This is a genomic window from Gordonia sp. N1V, from assembly GCF_029269935.1.
GTDB classification, from domain to species: domain Bacteria; phylum Actinomycetota; class Actinomycetes; order Mycobacteriales; family Mycobacteriaceae; genus Gordonia; species Gordonia polyisoprenivorans.
On sequence record NZ_JARJDD010000001.1, the window covers coordinates 127,715 to 141,421 of the forward strand.

The following is a 13,707-nucleotide window of genomic DNA, read 5'->3' on the forward strand; positions in this document are numbered from 1 at the left end:
TCGATCCGGGGCCGGCGGCCCACAGGTGCGGGAGGGGGCAGCCTCTCCGTAAGCCTCGCCTGGACACTGTACAGGGCCACCCTGGACGGTGTACAGGACCGCCTCGGCGGTGTCCGGCCTCGTGGCTCTACGCTGTCCGGGTGAGCAACAATCGCGCCGACATCCTCGCCGCCGCCCGCGACGTGCTCACCCGACACAGCCTCGCCGACCTGACCATGCGCCGGCTGGCAACCGAGGTCGGCGTCCGCCCCAACGCCCTGTACTGGCATTTCCCCAACAAGCAGACGCTGTTGGCGGCACTGGCCGACGACATCCTCACCGACATCGCCGAACCCGGTCCGGACCTGCGGTGGGACGAACGCCTCGAGGCACTGGCGACCGGCATGCGCACGGCGCTGCTGGCCGTCCCCGACAGCGCCGAGGTCGTCTCGTCGAGCTGGGCCAGCGCATTATCCGGGCGGGCTGTCGCCGATGACGTGGCCGCTGCCGCCGCACTCGGTGGTCTCGACGAGCACGGGGCCCGCGCGGTCGCGACCGCGATCTGCCAGCTGGTGATCGGACTGACGATCGAGGAACAGACCCGAGCCCAGATGGAACGGCTCGGAGTCATCGAGCCGTCCGACCGGGACTTCGACGAGGAATTCACCGGCGCGCTCGCGGTGATCATCGACGGCGCCCGCAGTCGCGCCCGCGTGGCCGGGCACCTGTAGAACCGTCGACGCCGGTAGCGTCGAAGGTGCGCATACATGTCCTCCCCCGCACGAAAGTCCGACTCCCATCGTGGCCACCACCCAGGCAGTCCGCACCCGGCCCGGGTCGGCGACCCCTGCGGCGCAGTCCTACCGCACCGATCTCGACGGGTTACGGGGCATCGCGATCGCGCTGGTGGCGTGCTTTCACATCTGGTTCGGCCGGGTCTCCGGCGGGGTCGACGTCTTCCTGACACTGTCGGGCTTCTTCTTCATCGGTTCGCTCCTGCGGCACACCATCGCAAGTCAGTCCGGCGAGATCGGCCTTGCCGCGACGATCAACCCGTGGCCCCGTCTGCGCCGACTCCTCCGCCGCCTGCTGCCGGCTCTGCTGACCGTCCTGGGTGCGGTGCTGATCCTGACGGTGCTCCTGCTGCCGCCGACCCGATGGGCCAACATCGGTCGCGAGCTCACGGCAAGTGCCCTGTACTACCAGAACTGGTATCTGGCACTGAACTCGCAGGACTACCTCGCGGCGAGCTCGGCGAACAGTCCCCTGCAACACATCTGGTCGATGTCGGTGCAGGGACAGTTCTTTCTCGCCACGCTCCTGGTCGCGCTGGGCTTCGCCGGGCTGGTCAAGCTCGCCGCGCGGGTGATCGCACCGATCGCCGCACCGCACAGCATCCGCGTGTGCGTAGGGGTGGCGTTGCTCGGCGCGTCGGCCATCTCGTTCTACTGGGCCGACATGCGCATGGGCGTGAACCAGCAGTGGAACTACTTCGACACCCTCTCCCGTCTGTGGGAGCCGCTGGCCGGAGGACTGCTCGCGGTCTGGTTGCCCCGATGGCGTATCCCGAGCGCGGTGCGCACCCTCGCCGGCGCGATCGCGCTCGGACTGATCATCACCTGTGGATGGTGGATCGACGGGGTGGACTCCTACCCCGGCCCGTGGGCGCTGGTTCCGGTCGGGTCCACCCTGATCCTCATCTGGGCGGGCGCGGCCACGCTCGAACAGCGCTCCGGTGCCCGACACGCACGTCCGGTGCATCCGCTGCCGATGATCAGCCGGCTGTTGGCCTCCTCAGTGCCGGTCTGGTTGGGGACCATCGCCTACGCGCTCTATCTGTGGCATTGGCCGCTGCTCATCTTCTTCCTCAACTGGCGCGGGAAAGAGCATGCGTCGTTCCTCGACGGCGCATGCCTGCTGGCGGTCTCGATCGGTCTGGCATGGCTGACCAAGCGTTACATCGAGGACCCGCTGCGCACAGGTACCGCACCCGGTGGCCGGGGCCGAGCAACACGGCGTCTGCCCTCCTACACCGCCGTGCTCACCTCGATCCTCCTCGTGCTCAGCATGTCGGGGGCGGTCGCGATCGGGATGTGGCAACGGCACGTCTCGACGCTGACCGTCGACACCGCCGACCTCGATCCGCGTGACTACCCCGGCGCCCGCGCATTGCTCGACGGTGCGCCGGTGCCGGCACTCGATCAGCAGCCGACGCCGCTCGCCGTCATCGAAGACTTTCCGGAGACCTCGACGGACGGCTACATGAGCAGCTTCGAGGACCCGTCGATCCACGTCGGGGTGTACGGCGACCCGAACGCGCAGCGGACCATCGCACTCGCGGGCGGTTCGCACGCCGAGATGTGGATCAGCGCGCTGCACCTGCTCGGCAAGAGACACCACTTCCGTGTCACCACCTACCTGAAGATGGGGTGCCCGCTCTCGACCGAGGAGCTGCCGTCGATGCAGAACGGCGTGCCGTACCCGCAGTGCCATGACTGGGTGCAGAGGGTGATCCCCCGGATTCTCGCCGATCGCCCCGACGCGGTGTTCACCACCTCGACCCGCCCGGATACCGCAGCTGCCGGCGACGTGTTGCCGGACACGTACGTGCCGGTGTTCGAACGATTCACCGATGCCGGCATCCCCGTTCTCGGTATGCGGGACACGCCGTGGCCGCATGACGCGCGGGGCGCCATCGACACCCCCACCTGCCTCGCCGACGGCGGCAACGGTGAGTCCTGCGGAACCGATCGCGCCTCGGCTCTCGACGCCCGCGACCCGGCAGAGGCGCTCGCCGCCACCGACCCGCTGTTCCACGCCCTCGATCTGTCGGACGGGGTGTGCACTCCCGAACGTTGTCCCGCCATCGTGGGCAACATCATCGTGTACAAGGACTGGCACCACCTCAGCGCCACCTACGTGCGCAGTCTCACCGACGGGCTCGGCGTGCAGCTTCGACGAGCGCTGCCCTGGGCCGGCGGCGTGGGAGGGTGAGGCACCGGAGGTGAGTGGGTTGCTTCCGAGATGAATGCGCGCCGTATCGCGACTACTGTCGGTGCATGACCGACAGAAGGTGGGTATGACCGTACCGCCAACCGCCGATGACGCCCCCGGGACCGAGACCGCTGCCACCGAGACTGCAGGCACCGAGTCGTCTGCCACCGGGAGGGGTACCGCCACCACCGCGGCCCCGCTGAGCAGCAGCACCCGACCGCATCCGAGGGACAGTCTCATCGCCGACGTCGCCCAGGCGGAGGCGATGGTCGAGCCGGAGCCCGCGCCGATTCCGGTGTGGCCCGGTCAGGCGTACCCGCTGGGTGCCACCTACGACGGAGTGGGAACCAACTTCTCCCTGTTCTCCGAGGTCGCCGAGGCGGTGGATCTGTGCCTGATCGATCGCGACGGCAGCGAACGCCGCATCCGCATCGAAGAGGTCGACGGATACTGCTGGCACTGCTACCTGCCCAATGTCGGTCCCGGCCAGTTCTACGGCTACCGCGTCCACGGACCGTACGATCCCGGACGCGGATTACGTTGCGACCCCAGCAAACTGCTTCTCGATCCCTACGGCAAGGCCTATCACGGCGAATTCGACGGTGATGCGTCGCTGTTCTCCTATCCGCTGCCCGACACCACCAACGCCGATGACGCCGGCACCGGGACCGACGAGAGCTCCGACGATGAGGACAGCCCTCTCGACGAAGCGGATACCGCCGAGTTCGAGGCTGCCGAGGTCACCGACACCGACACCACCGTCGATTCGACGGCCGCCGACGAGTCCGACTCTGTGACAACGGGTGCCGTGGCAGTGACCAACGCAGCATCGACAAGTGCAGAGTCGAGCAGTGCGGAGTCGAGCGGGTCGGCAACCGAATCGAGCCCCACCGAGACGGGCGCACTCGGCTCCGCGGGGTCCGATGCAGCAGCGCCGGGTACCGAACAGTCGGGTGGCGAAGGGCCTTCGGACGCCGGTCCGCTGACCGCCGACGACACCACCGACGTCGTGCCGCAGGCCCCGGAGCCGGTCACCGAGCCACAACCGTCGCCGTCGATGCCGCAGCTGGATTCGTTGGGGCACACCATGTTGTCGGTGGTCATCAATCCGTACTTCGATTGGCAGAACGACCACTCGCCCCGACTGCCGTACCACCAGACGGTGATCTACGAGGCCCACGTCAAGGGCATGACGGCCACCCATCCCGACGTCCCGGAGGCGTTGCGCGGCACCTACTCCGGGCTGTGTCATCCGGTGATCATCGATCACCTGAAGTCGTTGGGTGTGACCGCCATCGAGCTGATGCCGGTGCATCAGTTCATGCAGGACTTCGTGCTGCTCGACAAGGGTTTGCGAAACTACTGGGGGTACAACACCTTCGGCTTCTTCGCGCCGCACGTCGAGTATGCGTCGAATCACGACCAGCCCGGGAGCGCGGTCACCGAGTTCAAGGCCATGGTGCGCGCCTTCCACAAGGCGGGTATCGAGGTGATCCTCGATGTGGTCTACAACCACACCGCCGAGGGCAATCACCTCGGGCCGACCGTGGCTTTCCGCGGAATCGACAACGCCGCCTACTACCGTCTCGTGGACGACAATCCCGAGATGTACATGGATTACACCGGGACCGGCAACAGTCTCAACGGCCGCCATCCGCACACGCTGCAGCTGATCATGGATTCGCTGCGCTACTGGGTGCTCGAGATGCACGTCGACGGTTTCCGGTTCGATCTCGCCTCGACGCTGGCCCGCGAACTGCATGACGTGGACCGGCTCTCGGCGTTCTTCGATCTGGTCCAACAGGATCCGGTGGTCAGTCAGGTCAAGCTCATCGCCGAGCCGTGGGACGTCGGCGAAGGCGGGTATCAGGTCGGCAATTTCCCGCCGCTGTGGACCGAATGGAACGGAAAATACCGCGACACCGTGCGGGACTACTGGCGCGGCGAACCGTCCACCCTGGGCGAGTTCGCCTCCCGCCTCACCGGATCGTCGGATCTCTACGAGGCGACCGGCCGGCGCCCGCTCGCGAGCATCAACTTCGTCATCGCCCATGATGGTTTCACTCTGCGTGATCTCGTGTCCTACAACGAGAAACACAACATGGCCAACGGCGAGGACAACCGCGACGGCGAGAGCCACAACCGGTCCTGGAACTGCGGGGTCGAGGGTCCCACCGACGATCCGGAGATCAATGCGCTGCGTGCCCGGCAGCAACGCAACATCCTTGCCACACTGTTCCTCTCGCAGGGCACTCCGATGCTCGCGCACGGGGACGAGATCGGGCGCACACAGTCGGGCAACAACAACGTCTACTGCCAGGATTCCGAGTTGTCCTGGATGGACTGGTCGTTGGCGGAGAAGAACTCCGATCTCCTGGAATTCACCCGCAAGGCCATCGCGCTGCGCACCAAACACCCGGTGTTCCGCCGACGCCGATTCTTCGCGGGCAAGCCCATCCGATGGGGTCAGCAGTACCTCGACATCGCCTGGCTCACCCCCTCGGGCGAGGAGATGACCACCGCCGACTGGGACAGCGGGTTCGGCAAGAGTCTCGCGGTGTTCCTCAACGGCAACGGGATCGGCGAGAAGGACGAGCGCGGCGAGAAGATCGTCGACGACAGCTTCATCATCTGCTTCAACGCCCACTACGAGCCGATCGAGTTCACGCTGCCGGCCATCCTGGAGTCGGGATGGACCGGTGTCCTCGACACCGCCCAACCCACGGGTGACTCCGACATCGAGGACGCCAGTGGCGGCACCACATTCGCGGTTCAGGCCCGCTCACTACTCGTCCTGCGAAAGCAGCACTGACTCGATGGCCGGTACGCACCCGGGCTCGCACACCGGTGACGGTGCGCCGGTCGCCGCCGGCGGCAAACGCCCGGAACCCATCGCCACCTACCGGGTTCAGTTGACCCCGGACTTCGGTTTCGTCGAGGTCATCGGAATCCTCGGGCATCTGGCGGACCTCGGTGTCAGCCACGTCTACCTCTCGCCGATCGGCACCGCGATGCCCGGCTCCACCCACGGCTACGACTGGGTACCCCCGCCACAGGTGTCGCCCGCCCTCGGTGGCCGCGAGGGTCTGGCCGCACTGCGCGCGGCGGCGCGCGCGGTCGGTCTGGGTATCCTCATCGACATCGTCCCCAACCACACCGGAGTGGCCGAGGTCCTGCGCAATCCCTGGTTCGCCGACCTCTTGCGGCACGGCCCCGGTTCACGGTACGCCGGGTACTTCGACGCCGATTTCTCCTCCGACAACGGCAGTGAAGGGAAGCTGGCCCTGCCGGTCCTCGCCGCCGACGGTGACCTGGCTCCGCTGACCGTCGACCAGCACGGCATTCTCCGCTATTACGACCACGAATTCCCCACCGCACCGGGAAGTCTCGGCGGGACGGCAACCGATGTCCATGCGCGACAGCACTATCGACTCGTCCCGTGGAACTCCGGGGTCATCGGCTACCGCCGATTCTTCACGGTCAACGAACTCGCCGGACTGCGCCAGGAGGACGACGCCGTCTACGACGCCACCCACGCCTGGATTCGTGAGTTGCTCGACGCCGACCTGATCGACGGTGTCCGCGTCGATCACCCAGACGGGCTGTGGGACCCGATGTCCTATCTCGAGCGATTGCGCGGTGACATCGGTACCGATCGTCTGCTCTACATCGAGAAGATCCTCGCCGCCGACGAGGCCCTCGAGCCGACGTTGCCGGTGGAGGGAACCACCGGCTACGACCAGTTGCGGCTCATCGAGTCGGTGTTCACCGCCCCGTCGGGGATCGTCGAGCTCAGCGAGATCCACGAACACACCACCGGGGTGCCGGCCGACGCCCACTGGCTGCACGACACCGAACGGCAGCGCAAGCTGACCACGCTCGCGCAGATGTTCCCCGCCGAACACCGCAGGCTCGTGCGCGCACTGACCCATTCGGATCCGACCGCCGATTCGGCCGCCCTCACCGACGCGGTCGCCGAGATGATCGCCGATCTCGGTGTCTACCGGGCCGACTATCCGTCGCTGCGATCCCGTCTGCTCGGTGTGGCCAAGGAGATCGCACGCCGTCGACCGGATCTCGCCGACGCCGTCACGCTCATCGTGCGCGCCACCGCCACGCCCGGTGCCCCGACCTCCCGGCTGGCACAGACGTGCGGCGCGGTCACCGCCAAGAGCGTCGAGGACAGTTTGTTCTACCGCACGGCCCGTCTCGTGTCGGCGCAGGAGGTCGGCGGCGACCCGGCCAACCCGGCGCTGTCACTGCGTCATTTCCACGAACTCAACGTCGTCCGGGCGCAGGACTGGCCGCGCGCCATGACGGCCTCCTCGACCCACGACACCAAGCGTGGCGAGGATGTGCGGGCGCGCATCGCGCTGCTCGCGCAAGTCCCCGAGCGGTGGTCGCTGCTGGTCCGCCAGATCTGGGACACCGCTCCGCCACCTGATCATCTGACCGGATACTTCTTGCTGCAGAACGTGATCGGGGTGTGGCCGCTCGACGGGCAGGTCGACGACGAGTTGCGTGATCGCCTGCGCGCCTATGCGCGCAAAGCCGCCCGCGAAGCGGGTGTGCGGACCACGTGGACCGAGGTCGACGAGGCCTTCGAGGATGCGCTCGATGCCTGGATCGGCGCGCTCACCACCGAACCGGTGGCCGGGATGATCGATGACCTGGTCACTCGGATCGGTCCGGCATGGGAACAGGAAGTGTTGGCACGCAAGGCCATCGCACTTCTCGGACCTGGTGTCGGCGACATCTACCAGGGCACCGAGTGGTACGAGGACTCACTGGTCGATCCCGACAATCGTCGACCCGTGGACTTCCGCCGGTCGCTCGATCATCCCAAGACGCGGCTGGTGGCTGCCGCCCTGCGCGTTCGCCGAGAACACCGCCCGGCGTTCGGCCCCGACGGTGACTATCGCCCGCTCCAGGTCGACGGGTCGGCCGCCGACCACGCGATCGCCTTCGGCCGCGGTGTGCGCGGCGAGAGCGATCCGCAGGTGATCGTGGTGACCGCCCGCTTCACCCACAGTCTCGACGACGACCGTGCCGCGACGACCACGCTCGCCCTGCCGCCCGGCACCTGGATCGATGCCGGGTCACGGTCCGAGCACGCCGGGTCGGTCGACCTCGCGGCCCTACGAGCCGCCGGTCCGGTGGCGATCCTGACCCGTTCGGGAATCTGACCGGACCCCGACGACCTCAGCCGCCGGGTGCCGGAGCGGGCGCAGGTGTGGGTACCGGGGTACTCGCCTGCCCTGCGTTCGGCGTGGACCCGCCGCCGGCACCGGCCTCACCGGCATCGGACAGGCCGGCCTGCATGGCGTCGAGATCGGACACGAGCCACTTGCCGTCGACCTTGTCGAGCTTGAGCGAATACATGAACAGCGACGTACCACCTTGCGGCGCAAGAGTACTCGTACCGGTCACCTGTACCACGGCCATGGTTGAGGCGTGGTCGGGGCCGAAGTCGATCACCGACACCTTCTGGACATCGATCTTGGTGTTCTTGACGTTGATCGACTGGATCGCCTTGGTGGTGTCGCCGAGTTGTGATTCGAGGTGTTTGCGGTACTCGCCGGTGGTCAGTGGCCCGACGATGTCCTTCATGTTGGCCACCGTGTCGGCGTTCATGCTGCTGGTCAGCTTCTCGGCGAAGATCGCCGAGGCACTCTTGGCGTCGTCGAAGGCGTTGAGGCGCTGTTGATCGCGGTAGAAGAACCATCCGAGTACCGCCACCCCGACGATCGCGGCGACGACCACCAGGGCCACCAGCGATCGCCACAGGGCGCGCGCCGACAGCGTGATCGAGATCTGCTTCCCACCCCGTGCGGGTGTGGCCGCCGCGGATGAGTCCCGGACGGATGTGCCTCGCGCGGAAGCACGTCCGCCGGCGGCGGCGGCCGATGCCGTGGGCTCGCCGGAACTCGCCGCATCCGCCCTGTCGGCATCCGCATCCTCCGGATCCGGGTGCCGCGACGATCCGGACCGCGCGCTCTTGGTACGCGGGACCGGCTTCTTGGTCAGCGACGCCTTCGTCGGCGCAGCATCGGAGGCGTCGGTTCCGTCGGTGACGGCTGAGTCCGGTTCGCCGGAATCCTCCACTGCGCCTGGCTCGTTCGTCGCCGCGCCCTCCCGATCGTCGTCGGCCGCCTCGTTGCGCACGTCGTCCTGCTCACCTGTCATCGCGTGTTTCCGTTCTCATTCGCCGCCCACTCGGTCCCCACCGATCCGACCCACCCGACTCCCCTCGGCGAGGAGTCAGGTGTGGTGCGAGCCCCCGGAGGGCGGGTGTCACTTGTCCAGCGGAACCGTCCGCGCATTCGGGTCGTAGTCCGGCGGCGGTCCGGCGGTGTCGTCCCCCGGCGGACGGGGTGCGTTCGCCGAGCCACGGATCTGCTGGTTGGGATCCTCGGTGACACAGTACAGATTCGTCGGCACCGACAACTCGAGGATCTTGGTGGGGCGCACCGGGGTGACCGCGTAGTCGCAGTACGGACGCGGGTAGATCGAACCGAACGCCCACCAGGCGCCGTCGTGGAACATGGTGAGGGACTTGATCGACGCGTCCCTGATCGACGGCAGCAGATTGACCACCGCCGGTGCGCGCAGGGCACCCTGGCGGGTCACGTCCAGCAGCTGACCGAGCACATCGGTGATCGGATCCTGGATCTCGTTGATCGAGCCGGACAGGCTGGACAACTGCTGCGGGCCCTTGCCCAGCAACGTGCGCAGCTCACGGTCCGCGGCGACCGCAGCGTTGACCACCGAACTCAACGAGGACACCGTGCCCTGCAGATCGGGCTGGATCTGCGAGGTGGTCTGCAGGATGGTCCCCGTCTCGGAGATCAACTTGGTGGTCTGCGGCAACACGCGGTAGAGGTCGGCGAAGATCGTTCCGCCCGCGTCGAACAGCACGCGCAGGTCGTTGGTGTCGCCCTTGGGATTGAGCGCGACGTCGAGGTTGTCGACGATCGACGCGAGTTTGGCCGGATCGATCTGGTCGATGACGCCGAGCGAGGTCTCGAGCAACTGCGGGAACGGCGTGGTCACCTTGGTCTGGTTCACGTTGATGGTGTCGCCGTCGCGAAGGTAGGGCCCCTCGGCGCTGGGCGGGGAGAAATCAACGTACTGTTCACCCGCGGCCGACAAGCCGAGTGCCGAGACCGTCGTGTTGCGGTTGATGTGCACGTCGTCGTCGACCGACACCACCACCTTCACCGACTGTGGTTGCACCTGAATGGATTTGACGTCGCCGATCGGGACGCCGCGCAGGGTCACCTGCGAGGTGTCCTGCAGGCCACCGGAGATCGGGAAATTGATCGTGAGCGTGTAGTGGCCCTGGAACGGCGCCCACCGCAGCGCGCCGAACGACAAGTAGGCCAGCCCGATGAGCATCACCCCGATCAGCGCCAGGTTGCCCAGCACGATCGAGTGTTTGCGCAGCCACCCCATGAATCCACTCATCCGCAGCACCCCTGGGTCGCAGTCAGCCGGGCCAGCAGTCGGGTCAGCGTCTGCTGCAACGACTCTCCCGCCGCACCGACATCGCCGAGCTCGGGAAGACGGCTGGCCGAATCGAACCCGGCGCCCGGGTTGAGGTAGTACACCTTCGCCGACAACGACGCCGCACTCGAACTGGTCGACTTGGCCCACTTGGGGGTCAACTCGGCGACATTGTCCGACAACGGTCCGAGGATCGTCGCGCCCTGCTTGAGTTCGTCGAGGAGGGTCGCGAGATGACCGGTGAGCTCGACGAAATTCTGTCCGTCGCTGCCGAGGAAATCGTTCGTGGCGGCGGTGACCTGATTGGTTTTGTCGAGCGTGGTCAGGATCGTCTGCATCTCGTCGTTGATGGTGTCGAAGGCGGGCGAGAGCTTGTTGATCGACGCCATGATCTGCGCGCGTCCCGCCGCGAGCTGCCCGGTCAGCACCTGTGTGTTGCGCATCGCGGCGTCGACCTCGGCGGAGTTCTGGTTCAGTTTGCGCAGGGCCGTGGTCAATCCGGCGATGGCACCGTTGAGTTGTTGCGGATTGTCCGGCGAGGTCGACACCGCGGCGCTGAGTTCGGTGATGATCTGCTGGGTGGAACCGAGTGAACCGCTGTCGACGAATCCACTCAGACTGACCAGGAGATCCTCGACGGTCGCCGCAGCCGACCGCGGGCCGGTCAGCGTCTGGCCGTTGGACATGTAGCCGGCGTCGGAATTCGACGGTGGGAGCAACGCGACGAACACGTCACCGAGCGGGGTCGCCTGCCGCAGTTCGGCGCCGGTGCCCTTGGGCACCTTGGCCGAGGTGCTGACATCCATGGTGACGATCGCCTTGTAGTTCTCGGCGCGGATACCGGTGACCTCGCCGACGTCCATGCCGTAGAGCTTCACCTTGGCCCGGGTCGGCAGATTCAGCGCATTGTCGAAACTCGCGTTCAACGTCATGGTGTCGCCGAGATTGCCCGGGGCGGGCAGCGGGATCTGCTCGACGGTCAGACCGGGTATCGCCGAACAACCGGTGACGGCCAACACGGTCGCGACGATCCCGGTCACCACCAGCTTGCGGGTCCATGAAAGAACCGGCGCCAGACGGCGTCTGGAGAATGATCGGCGAGAGACAGACGGACGAGAGAGGGATGCTGGGCTCATTTTGTCAGGGCCTCCAATGCCGAGAAGACCCCGAGATCGGGCCCGAAGCCCTGGAGCTGACCGGTCTCGCAACCGTTCTTGTGTAGATTGATCGCCTTGCAGAACTGGGACACCAGCTGGGTGTCGAGCAACGACTTGTCCAGCAGCACCTGGGCACGCCAGGCACCCTGTTCGGCGGAGATGGAATTGCTCAGGTTCTGGAAGAGCAGCGGCCCGAGGTCGATGGTCTCGACGACCTGACGTGAGTAGTCGCTCAGGTTCTCCGCGAGTGCGGCCAGTCGCCCGGTGGACGCGCCGATCGTGCCTGCGTTGTTGTGCAGGAACTCCGAGGTGTTGAGCAGTGTCTGATTCAGATCGCCCAGAGTCGCCACCAGACCCGGTGACTGACGTCCGAGCATCTCGCTGACCTGATTGATGGAGTTCGAGAAGTCTTTCATCTTCGGGTAATTCGCGACAAGGGCGGCGGTGAGTTGCTGGACCGACTTGACGATGTCGACGATCGCGTCGCCGTTACCCGACACCACCTGCGAGGCGCTGCCGAGCTGATTGATCGCCTCCTGCAGCCGTTGTCCGTTGTCGCTGGTGATGCCCGAGGTCACGTCCATCAGGTCGGCGACCGGCCCCTCTCCCGGCGCCTGGCCGGAGAGATTGCTGACGAGTTTGTCGACCGCGTCGAACAGGTCACCCACCGACACCGGACTCATGCCCTCGTTGCGCATCACCGCGCCGTCGGTCAGCTTGGGGCCCTTGGAGTATGCCGGGGTCAGCTCGATGTGCCGGGTGGTGACGATCGAGGTGTTGACGATGGCTGCGGTCGCGTCGACCGGAACGGGCACGTTCTTGTCGATGGTGAATTTCACCATGACCCGGTTACCCTGCTCCTCGATCTTGGTGACCTGACCGACCGGCATACCCAGTACCGCAACGTCATTGGTGGTGTAGAGGCCCGCGGTGTTCGGGAAGAACGCGGTGACCTCGATGGCCTGACCGGTCGCGGTCTTCCAGCCGGCCGGGATCAGCGAACACCCCGAGAGCACACCGACGGCGAGCACGATCAGCCCCGCGAGGATCATCGACCGCCGCGTGACCTTCCGAGAAACCATGTGCGCGTTCAGCATCCGTCCACCACCCGTGCCGTGCAGAGCCAGTTGTCGGGGAAGATGCCCCACGGCAGGTAGCCGTTGGCGTACGGACCGTCGCCGAGGATGTTGTTGGTCAGGCGCGCGGTGACCGGCAGGACCTCGAGCATCTTGCGGAGGTTGTCGCGGTTCTTCTCCAGACCCTGGGTGATGGTGTTCAGGTTGGCCATGATCGGGGCGAACTGGTCGGCGTCCTCGGAGGCGACGAGTTGGGCCTGTTCGGTGATCTGCGCGACGCCGTCGAGCAGCCGGGTCACCAGGGCTTCGCGGGCGACGATCTTGTTCGCCAGTTGTGCTCCCTGACCGACGATGATCGCCAGCTGCGCCGAATTGTCCTGCACGATGGCGGTCACCGACTTGGTGTCACTGATCAGCTGATTGATCTGATCGCGACGGTCGGTGATGATCTCCGACATCTGCGTCAGCGAGTCGAGCGTCGGTTTGGTGACCGCGGGCGCCCCGGCGAGTTGTTGGTTCAACGTTCGGATGCTCTGGCCGAGGTCCTCGTCGTTGATGCCCTGCAGGATGGGCGTGCCCTTCTCGATGGTCTTCTGCAGATCGTAGGGAACCCTGGTCTCGGTGATCACGTTGTTGGCCGCCGGATCGGGCGAATTGCCCAGCGAGATATCGATGTAGCGCTGGCCGAGCAGGGTCGAGAGTTTGATCTCGGCCGAACCGTTGGCGGTGACGTCGACGTCCTTGTCGACCTTCATGGTGATGTGGATGTGGTTGCCCTGCAGTTCGGTCGAGCCGACCTCACCGACGTCGATGCCGGCCACCCGGACCTTGTCGCCCGGTCGCACGCCACCGGCCTGGGCGAAGTCCGCCGAATAGGTTTTCTTGCCGATGTCGGCCTTGCCGATTCCGGTGATACCCAGGACGAGCAGCACGATGACCACCGTGCCGGCCAACCCGTACCAGAGGAGTCGGTGGTCGTCGAAGCTCCGACGCAT

At 66.4% G+C, this 13,707-nt stretch carries 9 protein-coding genes; 4 read left to right on the top strand and 5 right to left on the bottom strand.

All coding sequences use genetic code 11. From position 1 onward, the window contains the following. Positions 1 to 140: 140 nt before the first annotated feature. The 4 genes from P3L18_RS00605 (at position 141) to treY (ending at position 8,159) form a co-directional block, all read left to right on the top strand. Entirely contained in the window at positions 141 to 710 is a 570-nt protein-coding gene (locus P3L18_RS00605) for a TetR family transcriptional regulator (RefSeq protein ID WP_020170949.1), read from the top strand. A gap of 70 nt (positions 711 to 780) precedes the next feature. Next, positions 781 to 2,973: an acyltransferase family protein gene (locus P3L18_RS00610; protein WP_276112948.1), complete on the top strand. Its 2,193-nt coding sequence runs from the start codon at positions 781 to 783 to the stop codon at positions 2,971 to 2,973. Positions 2,974 to 3,058: 85 nt separating this feature from the next. After that, complete coding sequence (gene glgX / locus P3L18_RS00615) at positions 3,059 to 5,785, top strand: glycogen debranching protein GlgX (RefSeq protein WP_079930076.1); 2,727 nt, start codon at positions 3,059 to 3,061, stop codon at positions 5,783 to 5,785. Between the two features lie 4 nt (positions 5,786 to 5,789). Further along, positions 5,790 to 8,159 carry a malto-oligosyltrehalose synthase gene (treY, locus tag P3L18_RS00620; protein ID WP_276112949.1) on the top strand — a complete coding sequence of 790 codons (2,370 nt, stop codon included), beginning with the start codon at positions 5,790 to 5,792 and terminating at the stop codon, positions 8,157 to 8,159. Between the two features lie 16 nt (positions 8,160 to 8,175). Here treY and P3L18_RS00625 read toward each other — a convergent pair whose 3' ends face one another. The 5 genes from P3L18_RS00625 to P3L18_RS00645 all read right to left on the bottom strand — a co-directional run bounded on the left by P3L18_RS00625 (position 8,176) and on the right by P3L18_RS00645 (position 13,707). After that, positions 8,176 to 9,159: a hypothetical protein gene (locus tag P3L18_RS00625; RefSeq protein ID WP_276112950.1), complete on the bottom strand. Its 984-nt coding sequence runs from the start codon at positions 9,157 to 9,159 to the stop codon at positions 8,176 to 8,178. Positions 9,160 to 9,267: 108 nt separating this feature from the next. After that, positions 9,268 to 10,440 carry an MCE family protein gene (locus P3L18_RS00630; protein WP_276112951.1) on the bottom strand — a complete coding sequence of 391 codons (1,173 nt, stop codon included), beginning with the start codon at positions 10,438 to 10,440 and terminating at the stop codon, positions 9,268 to 9,270. Beyond that, positions 10,437 to 11,522 carry an MlaD family protein gene (locus tag P3L18_RS00635; protein ID WP_014360326.1) on the bottom strand — a complete coding sequence of 362 codons (1,086 nt, stop codon included), beginning with the start codon at positions 11,520 to 11,522 and terminating at the stop codon, positions 10,437 to 10,439. Before P3L18_RS00635 ends, P3L18_RS00630 begins: the two co-directional genes overlap by 4 nt. Before the next feature lie 89 nt (positions 11,523 to 11,611). Next, entirely contained in the window at positions 11,612 to 12,733 is a 1,122-nt protein-coding gene (locus tag P3L18_RS00640) for an MCE family protein (protein ID WP_276112952.1), read from the bottom strand. Then, positions 12,727 to 13,707: an MCE family protein gene (locus P3L18_RS00645; RefSeq protein WP_079930081.1), complete on the bottom strand. Its 981-nt coding sequence runs from the start codon at positions 13,705 to 13,707 to the stop codon at positions 12,727 to 12,729. The genes P3L18_RS00640 and P3L18_RS00645 overlap by 7 nt, the downstream gene beginning before the upstream one ends.